The organism is Paraburkholderia sp. GAS334, from assembly GCF_050436625.1.
Taxonomy (GTDB): Bacteria; Pseudomonadota; Gammaproteobacteria; order Burkholderiales; family Burkholderiaceae; genus Paraburkholderia.
The window spans coordinates 1-15,517 of sequence record NZ_JBNDMO010000011.1 but is presented as its reverse complement, the minus strand read 5'-3'; the positions used below and the strand labels follow the sequence as shown (position 1 = coordinate 15,517).

Annotated in this window: 15 protein-coding genes, 1 other RNA gene and 1 riboswitch; of the genes, 10 read left to right on the top strand and 6 right to left on the bottom strand. The window is 62.4% G+C overall.

The genetic code is table 11. The annotated features are described in order from the left end of the window. Positions 1-21 precede the first annotated feature (21 nt). Positions 22-1,911 carry a TonB-dependent receptor plug domain-containing protein gene (locus tag P3T21_RS20690; RefSeq protein ID WP_429257814.1) on the bottom strand — a complete coding sequence of 630 codons (1,890 nt, stop codon included), beginning with the start codon at positions 1,909-1,911 and terminating at the stop codon, positions 22-24. A 101-nt stretch (positions 1,912-2,012) separates the two neighbouring features. Further along, positions 2,013-2,261, bottom strand: a riboswitch (cobalamin riboswitch). A 187-nt stretch (positions 2,262-2,448) separates the two neighbouring features. Here P3T21_RS20690 and P3T21_RS20685 point away from each other — a divergent pair. The 5 genes from P3T21_RS20685 (at position 2,449) to P3T21_RS20665 (ending at position 4,917) form a co-directional block, all read left to right on the top strand. Then, positions 2,449-2,823, top strand: coding sequence for an ATPase (locus P3T21_RS20685; RefSeq protein WP_429257813.1), 375 nt, complete (start codon positions 2,449-2,451; stop codon positions 2,821-2,823). Then, positions 2,820-3,134, top strand: a complete 315-nt coding sequence (locus P3T21_RS20680; RefSeq protein WP_287186743.1) for a cell division protein ZapA — start codon at positions 2,820-2,822, stop codon at positions 3,132-3,134. The genes P3T21_RS20685 and P3T21_RS20680 overlap by 4 nt, the downstream gene beginning before the upstream one ends. Before the next feature lie 136 nt (positions 3,135-3,270). Further along, positions 3,271-3,452: non-coding RNA, 6S RNA (ssrS, locus tag P3T21_RS20675), on the top strand. A 96-nt stretch (positions 3,453-3,548) separates the two neighbouring features. Further along, positions 3,549-4,007: an EVE domain-containing protein gene (locus tag P3T21_RS20670; RefSeq protein WP_429257812.1), complete on the top strand. Its 459-nt coding sequence runs from the start codon at positions 3,549-3,551 to the stop codon at positions 4,005-4,007. Positions 4,008-4,188: 181 nt separating this feature from the next. After that, entirely contained in the window at positions 4,189-4,917 is a 729-nt protein-coding gene (locus P3T21_RS20665) for an SIMPL domain-containing protein (protein WP_429257811.1), read from the top strand. Positions 4,918-4,992: 75 nt separating this feature from the next. Here P3T21_RS20665 and lgt read toward each other — a convergent pair whose 3' ends face one another. Both lgt and P3T21_RS20655 read right to left on the bottom strand, forming a co-directional pair. Beyond that, positions 4,993-5,910, bottom strand: a complete 918-nt coding sequence (gene lgt, locus P3T21_RS20660; RefSeq protein ID WP_429257810.1) for a prolipoprotein diacylglyceryl transferase — start codon at positions 5,908-5,910, stop codon at positions 4,993-4,995. A 126-nt stretch (positions 5,911-6,036) separates the two neighbouring features. Further along, positions 6,037-7,050 carry a LysR family transcriptional regulator gene (locus P3T21_RS20655; RefSeq protein WP_429257809.1) on the bottom strand — a complete coding sequence of 338 codons (1,014 nt, stop codon included), beginning with the start codon at positions 7,048-7,050 and terminating at the stop codon, positions 6,037-6,039. 182 nt (positions 7,051-7,232) lie between these two features. Between P3T21_RS20655 and ilvD the strand changes: the two genes are divergently transcribed. After that, complete coding sequence (gene ilvD, locus P3T21_RS20650) at positions 7,233-8,906, top strand: dihydroxy-acid dehydratase (RefSeq protein WP_429257808.1); 1,674 nt, start codon at positions 7,233-7,235, stop codon at positions 8,904-8,906. A gap of 198 nt (positions 8,907-9,104) precedes the next feature. After that, positions 9,105-9,437, top strand: coding sequence for a c-type cytochrome (locus P3T21_RS20645; RefSeq protein WP_429257807.1), 333 nt, complete (start codon positions 9,105-9,107; stop codon positions 9,435-9,437). Positions 9,438-9,478: 41 nt separating this feature from the next. Here P3T21_RS20645 and P3T21_RS20640 read toward each other — a convergent pair whose 3' ends face one another. From P3T21_RS20640 to P3T21_RS20630, 3 genes are all read right to left on the bottom strand, one after another. Beyond that, positions 9,479-10,507: a DUF2486 family protein gene (locus P3T21_RS20640; RefSeq protein WP_429257806.1), complete on the bottom strand. Its 1,029-nt coding sequence runs from the start codon at positions 10,505-10,507 to the stop codon at positions 9,479-9,481. Positions 10,508-10,584: 77 nt separating this feature from the next. Next, complete coding sequence (locus tag P3T21_RS20635) at positions 10,585-11,001, bottom strand: DNA polymerase III subunit chi (protein ID WP_429257805.1); 417 nt, start codon at positions 10,999-11,001, stop codon at positions 10,585-10,587. 37 nt (positions 11,002-11,038) lie between these two features. Beyond that, entirely contained in the window at positions 11,039-12,550 is a 1,512-nt protein-coding gene (locus P3T21_RS20630; RefSeq protein WP_429257804.1) for a leucyl aminopeptidase, read from the bottom strand. 137 nt (positions 12,551-12,687) lie between these two features. On the opposite strand from P3T21_RS20630, the gene lptF reads away from it, so the two are divergent. The 3 genes from lptF to P3T21_RS20615 are packed head-to-tail and all read left to right on the top strand — an operon-like array spanning position 12,688 to position 15,344. Next, positions 12,688-13,788: an LPS export ABC transporter permease LptF gene (gene lptF / locus P3T21_RS20625; RefSeq protein ID WP_429257803.1), complete on the top strand. Its 1,101-nt coding sequence runs from the start codon at positions 12,688-12,690 to the stop codon at positions 13,786-13,788. A 3-nt stretch (positions 13,789-13,791) separates the two neighbouring features. Next, the gene (lptG, locus tag P3T21_RS20620) at positions 13,792-14,940 is read left to right on the top strand and encodes an LPS export ABC transporter permease LptG (RefSeq protein WP_429257802.1); all 1,149 of its coding nucleotides are present in this window, start codon (positions 13,792-13,794) and stop codon (positions 14,938-14,940) included. Between the two features lie 29 nt (positions 14,941-14,969). Further along, positions 14,970-15,344, top strand: a complete 375-nt coding sequence (locus P3T21_RS20615) for a sirohydrochlorin chelatase (RefSeq protein ID WP_429258026.1) — start codon at positions 14,970-14,972, stop codon at positions 15,342-15,344. Positions 15,345-15,517: the final 173 nt, after the last annotated feature.

Sequence of the window (15,517 nt, the reverse complement as noted above, 5' to 3'; positions counted from 1 at the left end):
GAGGCAGCAACGCAAGGCGCGTCACTGCTGCTGCCAGCCGAGCGTGAGATACGCGCCGCGTCGCGGGGTGTTGTATGTGTAAGCCAGTTCATAGTCCCTGTCGAAAAGATTCTGGATCTGCGCGGCCACGTACCACGCCTTCGTGATGGTGTAGCGCGCCGACAGATTCACGACGCCGTAGCCTGCAAGTGTATTGCCGCTATCGTTTCGCTTGCCGCTCACGAGCCACTCGCCGCCCACACGCCAGCCGCCGATATCGCGATTCGCCGCGAACGAGGCGAAGCGACGCGCGCGCCGGTTCAGATCGGTGTCCGTGTCTTCGTCGACGGGATTCTGGACCGTAAAGGTTGCGCGCACATCGGTCTTGCCGACATGCCCGCTCCACGATCCCTCGACGCCCTGCACCTTCGCTTGCCCGACGTTCTGCGCAACGAATTCACCTGGACTCACCTGCTGATACTCGATCAGATTCGTATAGCGCGTCTGGAATGCGGTGAGCTTCATCACGCCGAGCGCGTTCGACGCGTACTGCAACGCCGCTTCGACCGAATGACTGCGTTCCGGCTGGATCGACGGATTGCCGCTGAACGGGAAGTACAGATCGTTGAAGGTCGGCGCGCGAAAAGCATCGGACCAGCTTGCAGTCACCTTCCAGTGATCGGTGAAATCGTATCCGTAGCCGAGATAGTAACTGTTCGCGCCACCGAAATCGGAGTACTGGTCGCGTCGCACGTTCGCCTGGAACTGGCTGGCGCCAAAGCGTCCCGTATAACCGGCGAAGCCCGAGTTCACGTGACGGTCGGGCGCAGCGTAGGCGTTCGAATCAAGGCTCTGGTCGAGATGCTCGTAGCCGAGCTGAAACTTCTGCTGCGGCGCGAACGTGAAATCGTTCTGCCACGTGTATTGACGGTTATCCGTGTTGAAGTGGTCGGTGTAAGTGCCGTTCAAGGCCGTCGTGCTGCGATCGTTACCCGCAGCGACGATGAAGTGCGTCGTCCACCCGTCGGTCACGCGACCGTTCGCGAACACTGACGCCTGCTGTACCTTGCTGTATAGATTGTTGAGATCGGTGGGCGCGCTGAACGGATTGTCGAAGCTGTCGTTGCCGTTCGACTGGAAGTAGCGCACGCCCACGTCCCAGCTTTCGTTGAAGCGGTGCCGCACGGATGCCGCGATGCTTTCGTTCAGATAGCCGTTCGCGTTCGGGTTGACCGGCGCGAGCGCGGGATTGATCGACGAGAAGCCGTCGTCCTTCGCGCGCGCGATTGAAAGGCTGAAGGTCGTCTTGCCGTCCTTGTCGAGCGCGCCATCCACGCCGGCCTGCTGGCGCTGCGTGTGATAGCTGCCGTATTCGACGGAGAAATTGAAGCGCGGCGGATGATTGCCGCCATCTTTCGTGAACACCTGCACGACGCCGCCAACCGCACCCGATCCGTACAACGCCGACACGTTACCGTTCACCACCTCGACGTGATCGATCTGGTCGAGTGGAAGCTGTTCGATCTGCGCGTTGCCAAGGCTCACCGAATCGACGCGCACGCCATCGATCAAAATGAGCGACTGCTGCGCCGAAGCGCCTCGCAGAAAAAGACTCGCCGACGAACCCGGGCCGCCATTGCGCACAATCTGTGCGCCGGGCGCGAGTTGCAGCAGGCCGGGCAGATCGCGCGCGGTGCTGTCGGCGATGTCCTGCGGGTCGAAGCGCGTGGTCTCTGGAATGGCATCGGCGAGCGACTGCGGTCCGCGCGCCGCGGTGACCACGACTGGCGCCAGCGTGACCACTGGCGCCGCGGACGGCGTCGCGTTCTGCGTGGACGCCGGTGCGTCGTCCGTCTTCGCGGACTGGGCCTGTGCGGCAAGCGGCAGGCCGGTCAAGGCGAGCAGCGCCGCGCGGGCGATGGGCGTGTACATCGGATGAATTCCTGTGGCTGGCGTGCACGGCCCGCTTCCCCGCAGGCCGTTGCGTAGCAGGACGGCCGTTCATCGACGCGCAGGCAGCCTGACGCGTGCGAACGACGTCCTTCCCTCTGGCCGGTATCCGGGCTGGCGACGCATCGATCCGCCTTCCCACGCATGAATGCGCAGTGGCATTGCACGCCTTTTTTAAGGGCGTGTACTGGATCGACTTGCGTGAAATAACGCGGTCGCTTACCGTTGCGGGGGCAGCACAGGTTAGCGCGGCCGTATCGCCGCGCGCCCTGTTTCCCGTTTAACTGCGCGACATGAAAACGCGCGCGGGCACCAAAGTGCCGCAAGTGTAGGAGCGACCTGCTGTAGCGTCAAGAAAGCCCGGCTCACTGCAATTCGCGTGCGCGCCATTTGCACGATTTCAGCGTTTTGCAGGCATAAAACTCGCAAAAAGCCGTGTTGTTACGTCTCGAAACGAGACAATTGTCGGAACCTGCGACATTCCGCGCTAGAATGCCGTGTCTTTAGAGGACGCAGCACATGCTCAACGAACTCGAAACACTCTCACAAAACATTGGCCGGCTGATCGAAATCAGCCAGCGTCATCACGAGGCGCGCCGCGCACTCGAAGATCAACTCGCCCAGGCGCGCGCAGAATGCGCAGCCATACGCGTTGAACTCGAGCAGACACGCGAAGAGCGCAACGCGCTGCAAGCGGAGCGCGACACGCTCTCGTCGAAGATCGACGACGCGCAGGTTCGCCTGAACGCCATCCTCGAAAAACTCCCGCGCGCGCGATCGCACGCCGAGCCGGACAACCAGCTCGACCTGCTTGCGACCTCGCAGCACGAGGCGCATGAAGAGCACGACCAGGAAGCCGGCCGCGAAGTCACCCGCCACGGAGAAAATGCATGACCACGAAGCAGATCGAAGTCTCGATTCTCGGCCAGCCGTATCGTCTCGCCTGTTCGCCGGAAACCGAAGGCGCGCTGCTTGAAGCAGTGGCACGTGTCGATGCGGAAATGTCGAAGATCCGCTCGGGCAGCAACGTGCGTGGGCAGGATCGTATTGCCGTGATGGCGGCGCTGTCGCTGGCATCGGAACTGCTTAAGCTGCAAGCCAGTGTGCGACACGGAGAATCTTTTCCCGCTGAAGAAATCCGGCGTACAATGCACTCCATGAACGAACAGCTGGGCGCAGTCATCCAGCAGTACGGTGTGCAGTAAAAGTTTTAAAGGCCGGTTGTTTTAAAGGGCGATTGTTTTAAAGGCCGGTTATGTGGCCGGTCTTCGAGTTCAGCGCAGCGTACTTCGTGAGGTCGCTGTGAATGCAGCGAGCGTCTGGATTCAAAAAGTTTAGTCAGCTTCCCTGCCTGGTTCGCCAAGGTCATATATTCCTTGAACCAATGCCATGTGCACGGTTGCGGAAATTTGCAGCACGGGTGTGCGCGTCACTCTGTCTGATGTACCCGAAGTGCGGCTAACTGCGACCAATTCTGAACTCCCGGTTCAGGATGCCGGCCTAGCGGCTATGGCGGGGACCTATCCAACGGCATCGGACACTCGTCCGGTGCCGTTTCCGTTTGTAGTTCCGCTTTCTTTCGCTCTCTCTCCCTTTCTTCTCGACGTTCATATCGACTCATGCGCTACTGGCTAATGAAGTCCGAACCGGACGAAGCAAGCATCGATCATCTCGCCAACGCCCCGCATCGCACACTGCCCTGGACGGGCGTGCGCAACTATCAGGCACGCAACTTCATGCGCGACATGATGCAGGTCGGCGACGGTGTGCTGTTCTATCACTCGAGTTGCCCTGAGCCGGGTATTGCTGGCATCGCGGAAGTATCGTCGACACCCTATCCCGATCCGACCCAGTTCGACGCGAAGAGCCCGTACTACGATCCGAAATCGGATCGTGAGACGCCGCGCTGGACGCTCGTCGATGTCGTCTTCAAGAAGAAGATTCCGCTGATCCCGCTGGCGACGCTGCGTGAGCATCCCGAACTCGCGGACATGCGTGTGCTCGCAAGAGGCAACCGGCTGTCGATCACGCCTGTGACCGAAGCCGAATGGCGATTCATCACGAAGCACCTCGTGTGAGCCGGCGGACGCGATTTGTGTAATCGAATATTGCTTGCGGGAACCCGGCGGCCTGACAGACGCCTAACAGTTCCGCAAGCGCCGTGCCAGTTCGATGCACGACGCGTGCCGTGACGGTTCGTAATGGCGTGCTATTGCCGGGACCGTCGTGCACAACCGGTTGAAGAAGGAACTCATTCAAATGATCAGAAAAACCGCACTCGCTTTCGCCTTCGCTCTTGCGTCCGTGACGCCGCTCGCCCTCTCGCTCGCACCCACTGCAGCGTTCGCGCAGACGCTCGTGCAGAATCCGCCGTCGGGCGTGCTGTCGCTGTCCGCGCAGGCCAGCGCCGATGTGGCGCAGGACGTCGTCAACATCACGCTCTTCTATGAACAGGAAGCGAGCGACCCCGGCTCGCTCACGGGCACGCTGAACCAGCGCGCCGACTCGGCGCTGCAAAAGGCCAAAGGTGTCGCGGGCGTGACAGCGCGCACCGGCGCGTTCTCGATCTATCCGTCGACGGACCGCGACGGCCGTATTTCCGCGTGGCGCGGCCGTACGGAAGTGCAGCTCGAATCGCACGACTTCGCGGCGGCGTCGAAGCTTGCAGGCCAGTTGTCGTCGGTCATGCAGGTCGGCAATGTGTCGTTCTCGTTGTCGCCTGAAGCACAGCGCGCCGCTGAACAGAAGCTGACCGGCCAGGCGATCGCATCGTTCCGTCAGCAGGCCACGTCGTCGGCTCAAGCGTTTGGCTATAGCGGGTACACGATTCGCGAGGTCAACGTGGGACACAACGGCTTGATGCCGCGTCCGATGATGATGATGAGTGCCCGTGCAGGCGCCGATGCGAAGGCTGCCGCGCCGATTCCGCTCGAAGGTGGGACATCGACGGTGACCGTCAACGTGTCGGGTTCTGTGCAGATGAAGTAACGCGCTTTCGTTTGAGGCGCGCGTAGAAACAGAAAAGCCACGGCATGCCGTGGCTTTTCTGTTTTCAACCGGCCGCTACGCCGAAGGTGAGTTTGTACCCACCACCGGCTCCGGCTGGCGTCGGCCGCGACGATACGCCCACAGCAGCATGAGGATGCCGGCGAGCACCATCGGCAGCGACAGCCACTGCCCCATCGAAAGCCCCAGCGCCAGCAGGCCCAGGAAATCGTCCGGCTCGCGTGCGAACTCCACCGTGAAGCGTGCAAGGCCATAGCCGATCAGAAACACCGCTGACGCCGCGCCCACCGGCCGCGGCTTGCGCGTAAAGAACCACAGCACGAAGAACAGCACGACACCTTCCAGCGCGATCTCATACAACTGCGACGGATGACGCGGCAGCATGTGATATTGCGCGAATACGTCGGCGAGATGCCAGCGCGACACGAGGTCCGGGTGCGTAGCCATCCAGCCCGCGTCTTCGTTTGCGGCGCCCGGGAACAGCATCGCCCAGGGCGAGCTCGGGTCCGTCACGCGGCCCCACAGTTCGCCATTAATGAAGTTGCCGAGCCGCCCGGCCGCGAGGCCCGCCGGCACCATCGGGGCGACGAAGTCGGTGACCTGCAGCCACGTGCGCTTGCGTTGCCACGCGAAGAGCGTCATTGCGAGCGTCACGCCAAGGAAGCCGCCGTGAAACGACATGCCGCCTTCCCAGACCTTGAAGATGTCGAGCGGATGCGCGAAGTACCAGCTTGCCTTATAGAACAGCACGTAGCCGATCCGGCCGCCAAAAATCGTACCGAGCACGCCGTAGAACAGCATGTCGTCGATATCTTTCGCGGTCCAGCCTTGCGCAGCAACGTGCGGCAGACGCAGCCGCAACCGGCCGACGACAATCGCCGCAATGAACGCCACAAGGTACATGAGCCCGTACCAGCGCACGGCGAGCGGCCCCAGGTGAATGGCGACGGGATCGAAATTGGGGTGAATGAGCATGTGTTTTTATGGGTGGTTCAACGGCGGATTCTTTATCGATAACGACCGCGGGCGCGACACGCCGCCTGCAGCATGGATTGGACGGCCTGGCGGGCAATGCGTTCGCGGCACCCGCGCGAAAAACCATCAGCGCCTGCGTGTGCGGGCCTGCGCCGGCTTCGCGCGTTGCGTCCCTGAGGCCGCGCTCAGCGCAGGATTCGTCGCAAGGTTCGCCACATACGCGCGCACGATGTCGATGAAACCTGCGAGCACCGGGCTCACCTCGGCCGTGCGCCACACGAGACCCGTCTCGATGGCGGGCACCGATTCGCGCAGCGGACGGTACACGACGCCGGTGCGCCGCAGGTTACGCAGCGATTGCGGCACCAGTGCGACGCCCATACCGGCTGACACGAGGCTGACGATCGTCTGCATCTGGATCGCCTCCTGGCCGATGCGCGGCGTGAGGCCCGCAACGCCGTAGCAATCCATAATGATGTCATAAAAGCCCGGCGCCAGACGCCTTGGGAAGATCACCAGCGGCGCATCGGCGACATCGCGCAGGCTGACGGGCGTGTCGCGCCAGTCTTCGTCGGCGTGATCATCCACGCGCGCCGCCACCTCCGATGACATCGCGATCACCAGCGGCTCACGCGCGATCGGCAGCCACGACAGTTGCGCGAGATGCCGCGGCGGCAGCGGCGCAATCACGAGGCCGGCGTCGACGCGGCCCGCGACGAGTTCGTCGATCTGCACGTCGCTCGTCGCTTCGGCGAGTTGCAGGCGCACGCGCGGATGGCGCGCGCCGAAATCGCGCAGCAGCAACGGCAAGAGGCCGTAATCCGCCGTCGAAACAAACGCCAGCGACAACACCCCGGCCTCGCCGCGCGCCAGACCCTGCGCGAGCGGTCGCAGCCCTTCCGCGCTGGCCAGCAACCGGCGCACTTCAGGCAGCAGATCGGCACCCACCTGCGTCAGCTCGACCGAGCGCCTGGTGCGCGCGAACAGTTCGACGCCGAGCGTCTCTTCGAGCGCCCGGATAGCCTGTGACAGCGGCGGCTGCGTCATCGACAGACGTGCGGCAGCGCGCCCAAAGTGCTTCTCTTCGGCGACGGCGATAAAGTAGCGCAACTGGCGCAGATCGGGCGTGGCGGCTTGCATCGATTGATACTTTTTTCGACCTTATCAAGCCTGAATAATATATTGGACACGCGCCTTGAGAAACTGCATTCTTGCGCGACGTGCTGGAAACATCCGCCCTGCACCTCCCGGACGGCGGATTTCCCCAACCCTGCACCGCACCCCGGACAAGACCCCCGGACAAAGACATTACGGAGCTCCCCATGTCGTACAACCGTCGTTCGAAGAACATCACCCAAGGCGTCGCGCGCGCGCCGAACCGGTCGATGTATTACGCGCTCGGCTACGAGAAGGCCGATTTCGACAAGCCGATGATCGGCATCGCAAACGGCCACTCGACCATCACGCCGTGCAATTCCGGCCTGCAGCGTCTCGCCGACGCCGCCGTGAAAGCCGTCAAGCTGTCCGACGCGAACCCGCAGATCTTCGGCACGCCGACCATTTCGGACGGCATGTCGATGGGCACCGAGGGCATGAAGTACTCGCTCGTGTCGCGCGAAGTGATCTCAGACTGTATCGAGACCTGCGTGCAGGGCCAGTGGATGGACGGCGTCGTCGTGATCGGCGGCTGCGACAAGAACATGCCAGGCGGCATGATCGCGCTCGCACGCTGCAACGTGCCGGGCATCTACGTCTACGGCGGCACGATCCGCCCGGGCAACTGGAAGGGCCGCGACCTGACGATCGTGTCGTCGTTCGAAGCCGTGGGCGAATTCACGGCCGGCCGCATGTCGCAGGAAGATTTTGAAGGGGTCGAAAAGAACGCGTGCCCGTCGTCGGGTTCGTGCGGCGGCATGTACACCGCCAACACGATGAGCTCGTCGTTCGAAGCGCTCGGCATGTCGCTGCTGTATTCGTCGACGATGGCGAATCCGGACGACGAAAAAGTCGACTCGGCCGCCGAATCGGCACGCGTGCTGGTCGAAGCGGTCAAGAAGGACCTGAAGCCGCGCGACATCATCACGAAGAAGTCGATCGAAAACGCCGTGGCTGTGATCATGGCAACCGGCGGCTCGACGAACGCGGTGCTGCACTTCCTCGCGATTGCGCACGCAGCCGAAGTGGAATGGACCATCGACGACTTCGAGCGCATGCGCAAGAAAGTGCCGGTGATCTGCGACCTGAAGCCGTCGGGCCAGTTCGTCGCGACCGATCTGCACAAGGCCGGCGGCATCCCGCAGGTCATGAAGATCCTGCTGGATGCAGGTCTCTTGCACGGCGATTGCATGACGATCACCGGCAAGACGATGGCCGAGGAACTGAAAGACGTGCCGTCGAAGCCGCGCGCGGACCAGAAGGTGATTTTCCCGATCTCGCAGGCTTTGTATAAGGAAGGCCACCTCGCGATCCTGAAGGGCAACCTGGCACCGGAAGGCGCGGTCGCGAAGATCACGGGCCTGAAGAACCCGGTGATCACGGGCCCGGCCCGCGTGTTCGACGACGAGCAGAGCGCGATGGAAGCGATTCTCGCCGACGGGATCAAGCCGGGCGACGTCCTGGTGCTGCGCTATCTCGGACCGAAGGGCGGCCCCGGCATGCCGGAAATGCTCGCGCCGACTTCCGCACTGATCGGCAAGGGTCTCGGCGAATCCGTCGGCCTTATCACCGACGGCCGTTTCTCGGGCGGCACGTGGGGCATGGTGGTCGGTCACGTCGCGCCGGAAGCGTTTGTGGGCGGCACGATTGGCCTCGTGCAGGAAGGCGATTCGATCACGATCGATGCGCACAAGCTGCAACTGGAACTGAACGTCGACGCCGCGGAAATCGAGCGCCGCCGCGCTCTATGGCAGCAACCGAAGCCGCGTTACACGCGTGGCGTGCTGGCAAAGTACGCCGCGCTCGCACTGCCGGCCAACAAGGGCGCCATCACGGGCTGATGCATGAGTCAGGCATGAAGTCAGGCATGACCGGCGGTTGACGGCGCGCGGTTCCACGCGTCGCTGGCTGCCGGTCACCGTTTGACGGGCTTCATGCAGGGCAAAGGGGCACACGACGGATCGTGTGCCCCTTTGCTTTTATAATGCGTCCACAAGAAGTCCCACACGAGTCCGGCACACGTACCGGCGGAGACCAGAATGAATCGGAAGTCGTATGCAGCAATGGCGCTTGCGGGCGCCCTGGCAGTCGGCGGAACGGCGCATGCACAGGAACCACCGGGCGATGGGCTCGCCCTCGCGAGAGCGCAGAACTGCATGAGCTGCCACTCGGTGAACCGGCCGCTTATGGGGCCGGCGTTGCGTGACATAGCGGCACGCTACGCGACGCGCAGCAATGCCGTGACCTATCTGTCGCACAAGATCGTCGAAGGCAGCACGGGCGTCTGGGGGCCGGTGCAAATGCCCGCCAATACACAGCTTTCACCCGATCAGGCTGTGGCACTGGCGAACTGGATACTGACGCTGAAATAACTGACGCCCGATTTCGATTCCGGCCACCGCGCAGGTCATACTCAACGGTGACGTTTGCGCTCTTCTTCCACTGCTTCGCGCACCCAGCCGCTCATCTGCGCTTCGAGCACCGCCCCGACTTCCTTCGCGATCTGACCGACGAGCCACGTCGCGTGGACCTGCATGGCCGCGCGACAGCGTTCCTCGATGACCTCCTGCCCGGCTCCGCGCAGGTAGGCCGAGAAGCGCGCGCGCAGGTGTTCGGCGAGGAGGTCGGCGTCAGGGCCGGCTGCTGCGCGAGCGTGGGTGTGGGTGTGCGCCGACGCGGGTGACGGCGCCGATGGTGGCGGCGGTGGTGGCGTTGTGGCGGCGGGCATGGTGAACGGAAGCGCCGTGGCTTCGGCTGCTGAAACAACCGGCGCTGCGTGCTTCGATCCGGAGTGCGCCGGGGCCGCGTGCTTCACGTGCTTCGTGTGCTTCGCTGCTACGGGCGGCTCGGGTTCAGGTTCCGGCGCGGCAGGCTGTGCACTATCAGCCGGCACTTCGGCCGCGACTTCATGAGACTGGGCTTGCGCATGCTCATCCGCGGGCGCTTGCGCGACACCAGCCGGTTCACTCGCCGCGGTCGTGGCGATGACAGCGGGCGCCGGCACTTCTTCGGGCGCATGTCCGTGCGGAGCGGGCTCATGCGCCGGCGCGCCGAAGATGTCCTCAAGCACGGGCACGTCGTCAGGCACGGGGCTGTGAGCATGCTCAGCGGGCTTCGGCGGAGGCGCCGCGACTACATTCTCCTGCGCAGGCACGTTACCAGCCGCATGAGCATGCACAGGCTCCTCCTGTGTCGGCGCAGACGGCTCTAAAACGTCTTCGAGCACCGGCACGTCACCGGCCGCGGGCGGATCGTGAGGCTCCGCCGCCTTCGGCGCAGGCGCTTCGAACACATCCTCCAGCACCGGCACGTCTTCGAGCGGGTTGACCGGTCCCGCCGCTGCTGTCTGATGGCCATGCGTGGGACTTCCGGCAACGAGGACTTCGGTCAGAACCGGAATCACCTTGTCGTGGCTGTCTTTGCTGTCGCTGGAATGGGACACGAATACACTCCCTCGATGGGTCGGGCAAGCCGATATTGAATCGAATCCAGAGCGGCATGGCCGTGCGAGCACCGCCCTCAGCCGCCCTGCTTGTAGTTGTTCAGAGGATAGCCGCGATCGCGGTAAAAGCGATAGCGGTCGCGACCTGCGGCGAGTTCATCGGGCGCATTGCCGACCACTTCAAGCAGCCGTTCGAAACGCGCGAACTGCGCCGGAACCTCGGCGCCCAGATTCAGCAGCACCTGATGGTGCGGTGCATCGTCGAGGTTCGTGGTGAGCACAATCGGCGTGGTGGCGGCGAGCGGGCTGCCGGCCATGCAGTGCGGCACGAAATCCAGCGGCGAAAACGTCCACAGCTGCTCGTCGAAGACGCGCAGCCGCGCGGCGTCGGCCAGCACGATGGTCGGCTGGCCCGCCTGATACGCCTTGCGCATCAGGCGGCATGCATATAGCAGCGCATCGCCCACGTTCGAGTGGAAGTCGATCCTCGTCATGCCCGGCTCCGCGCTGCCACGCCCTTGCTGCGACGCGTCATTGCGCCGCGCGGTCGATCAGGAACTGCGCGAGCAGCGGCACCGGACGGCCCGTTGCGCCCTTCGCAGCCCCGCTCTTCCACGCCGTGCCGGCGATGTCGAGGTGAGCCCACGGATAGCCGTCGGTGAAGCGCGACAGGAAGCACGCTGCCGTCACGCTGCCCGCCGGACGGCCGCCGATGTTCGCGATGTCCGCGAAATTCGACTTCAACTGGTCCTGATACTCGTCGTCGAGCGGCAGGCGCCACGCCGGATCGGAGGCTTCTTTCGATGCGTCGAGCAGTTCGCCTGCGAGCGTGTCGTCCTTCGAGAACAGACCGCTGTTGTGATGGCCAAGCGCGATGATGCAGGCGCCCGTCAGCGTAGCGATATCGACGACCGCAGCCGGCTTGAAGCGCTTCGCGTAAGTGAGCGCGTCGCACAGGATGAGACGGCCTTCGGCGTCGGTGTTCAGCACTTCGATCGTGAGACCGGACATGCTGGTGACGATGTCGCCCGGCTTCGTCGCCGTAGCGGACGGCATGTTTTCAACGGCCGCGATGATGCCGACGACGTTGATCTTCAGGCCCATTTCCGCGACCGCACGCAATGTGCCCAGCACCGAACCGGCGCCGCACATGTCGTATTTCATCTCGTCCATGGCTTCGCCCGGCTTCAGCGAAATGCCGCCGGTGTCGAACGTGACACCCTTGCCGACCAGCACCACCGGCGCGGATTTCGCGGCGCCACCCTGGTACTGCAGCACGATGAACTGCGCCGGTTCGACCGAGCCGGCCGTGACCGACAGGAACGAACCCATCTTGAGCGCTTCGCATTGCTTCTCGCCCAGCACTTCGACCTTCAGCTTCCAGTCTTTCGCGAGCTTCTTCGCGGTGTTCGCGAGGTAGGTCGGCGTGCAGACGTTGCTCGGCAGGTTGCCGAGGTCGCGCGTCAGGTCCATGCCATTGGCGAGCGCGGCGCCCTGCTTCGTGGCGACCTTTGCCGCCTTTTCGTCGGCGGTGTCGACGCTGAAGACGATGCGCTTCAGGGCCCGCACGCTGGTGTCGGGCTTGCTCTTCATCTGGGTAAACTTATACGTCTGTTCGCGCAGCGCGAGGATGGCGGCACGCACGTTCCAGTCGCTCGTGCGTTCCTGGACCGGCAACTGTGCGAGCGTGAACGTGACCTGCACGACCTTCGTGGCGACGAGCGCGCGCCATGCGGCACGCACGGCGTCGCCGTAGGCTTTCTGCGTGAACGCATCCTGTTTGCCGAGGCCGACGAGCAGCACGCGCGAGGCGCCAATGCCGGATACTTCGTGCAGGAACAGCGTGGTGCCGCTCTTGCCGTCCATGTCGCCCGCCTTGATGATGCGGGTGAGCAGGCCTTTGGTGGCCGCGTCGATTTCCAGTGCGGCACCCGAAAGCGTCTGCGACTCGAACACGCCGATTACGATGCAATCGGATTTTCCGGTCAGGAATCCGTTTGACGAGCCTTTGCTCCAATCACAGGCTTTTATGCTAAAGTCCATCGCGCTTGTCCTCGGATAAAATCTGGGCTTAGGATGAAAGCCGCAATTATCCGCTATTTTTCCCGCGGCGGCTGCAAGGGAGGCGTTACGGCAATCAAGCCGGGCGTCTTCCGGGGCACGCCCTCTCTTCATCAACAATGATCTTCGAACGCTCCCTCCAGCGCGAACTCGCGTATACGGCTGGTGCCGTGTTCATGGTTCTGCTGACGTTAGTGCTGACGACGATGATGATCCGCATCGTCGGCTTTGCCGCGTCGGGCGAGATCGATCCGCGCGACGTCCTGGTTCTGATCGGCCTCACCGTTATCGGCTATCTGGCGATCATGCTCGTCGCGACACTTTTCGTGTCGATCCTGTTCGTCCTCACGCGCTGGTACAAAGATTCCGAAATGGTGGTGTGGCACGCGTCCGGCGTGAGCCTCACGCGCCTCATCAAACCGGTCGCCGTGTTTTCGACGCCGATCATCATCCTCATCATGTTCTTCGTGTTCGTGGGCTGGCCGTGGTCGAACCAGCAGAGCAAGCTGATTCGCGCGCGCTTCCAGCAGCGCGATGAAGTATCGATGCTCGCGCCTGGCCAGTTCCGCGAATCGCCGGCGAGCCATCGCGTGTTCTTCATCGAGAAGATGTCGCCCGATCAGGGCCACGTGGAGAATGTGTTCGTGACGAGCACGGAAAACGGCAAGGTCAACGTGATCGTGTCGAAGAACGGCCACACGGAAACGCAGAAGAATGGCGACCGCTTTGTCGTGCTGGAAAACGGCCGTCGTTATGACGGCGAGCCGGGTCATCCGGATTTCCGCATCATGGAATTCGAACGCTACGGCGTGAAGATCCAGAGCCAGCCGGTGGTGAGCACGCCCACGACGACGGGCACGCCGACACTCGAACTGTTCCGCAATCCGACGAAGGAAAACCTCGCCGAATTCGCGTGGCGCGCCGGCTTGCCGCTGATCGCGATCAACCTGATGTTGCTGGCGATTCCACTTGCACACCAGAACCCGCGACGCAGCCGCACGATCAATCTGGTGATGGCGGTGCTGATTTATCTGACGTATTCGAATCTCTTGAACGTCGTGCAATCGTGGATCGAGCAGGGAAAACTGTCGTTTGGCGTCGGGATTATCGGGCTGCATATTGTGGTGGCGGCGATAGTCGGCTTCCTTTTCTGGCTGCGCGTGCGCAACCGTCCGCTGTTCACGCGGGCGATGCTCCACCGTTCGACGCAGGGGGCCTGACCGATGCGCATTTATGAAAATTATTTCGCACGTCAGATCTACCTCACGTTCATCTTTATTCTGTTCGCGTTTTCGGGTCTGTTCTTCTTTTTCGACCTGATCAACGAACTGAATTCGGTCGGGCACGGCAACTACAAATTCAGCTACGCGGTGCTGCGCGTTGCGCTGCAGACGCCCTCGCGCTTCTACGAAATCATCCCGGTGGCCGCGCTGATCAGCGCGATCTACGTGTTTGCGCAGATGGCGGCGAATTCCGAGTACACGATTTTCCGCGTGTCCGGCCTCGCGACGAATCAGGCGCTGCGTTCGCTGATGAAGATCGGCATTCCGCTGGTGTTTCTGACCTATCTGATCGGCGAAGTGGTCGGACCGTATACGGATCAGCTGTCCGAACGCGTGCGGCTGGAGGCGCTGGGTTCAGCGGTGTCGAGCACCTTCGAATCGGGCGTGTGGGTGAAGGACACGCTCACGGCGCGTTCCGATGGCGAGCAGGTGACGCGTTTCGTGAATGTCGGCGAACTGCGTCCGGATGCCACGATCAGCAACGTGCGCATTTACGAGTTTGACTCGCAGTTTCGTCTGGCGAATGTACGCATCGCGAAGACGGGCACATACGCGCCGCCTGGGCACTGGCAATTGACCGATGTCACCGATACGCAGTTGATCGATGTTGTGCCGGCGGGCGCGAAACCGGCCGATGCGCTGAACCCGGTTTATCGCGCCAGACAGGTGACGCTGCCTGAGTATTCGCTACGTTCGGAGTTGACGCCGCAGATTCTGTCGGTGCTGCTGGTTTCGCCTGAGCGGATGTCGATGTTCAATCTTTTCCGCTACATCCAGCATTTGACGGAGAATCATCAGGACACGCAGCGTTACCAGATCGCGTTGTGGCGCAAGCTGCTGTATCCGTTTGCGGTGTTCGTGATGCTGGTGCTGTCGTTGCCGTTTGCGTATCTGCATACGCGCGCGGGCGTGGTGGGGGTGAAGGTGTTTGGCGGGATCATGCTGGGGATGAGCTTTCAGCTCTTCAATACGCTGTTCTCGCACATTGGCACGTTGAATACGTGGCCGGCGCCTTTGACTGCGGCGACGCCAGGGTTGATCTATCTTGCTCTTGGGTTGATCGGGTTGAAGTGGGTTGATCGACACTAGCGTGTTGTGCTTTTGCGGGAAACTGCATGATGGGGACGCACGGAATCGTTCTGTTTGGGCACGGCGCGCGCGATCCGCGATGGGCTGAGCCGTTTGCCCGCCTCGCGGCGAAGCTGGCCGCTGCGCGCGGGGATGCCGGGCCTGTTTCGCTGGCTTTTCTTGAGTTGATGTCGCCGGATTTGCCTGCTGCTGTTTCCGCGCAGGTTGCGCTTGGGTGTAGCGATATTACGGTTGTGCCTGTTTTTTTTGGGCAGGGCGGGCATGTGAGGCGGGATCTGCCAGAGATTGTTGCTCGCTGTCGCGAGGCGTTTCCTAATGTGGCTGTTCGATGCGCTACCGCGGTGGGGGAGGATGAGGCTGTTCTCGATGCTGTTGCTGAGTATTGCCTTCGGCAGGTTTTCTGATTTTTCGTTTTTCTGGCTGTTTTTTTGGCCTTTTCTTGTATTCGTGTCGGTCTATTGGCGCTTCTTGCGGCGTTTGGGGGGAGTGTCTGAATTTTTGTGTGCAAGGCAGATAGAGACCTGCCGTCTGGCAGGACGTCAATTGCATTCTACAAATGATTCCTGGTGAAGCGATC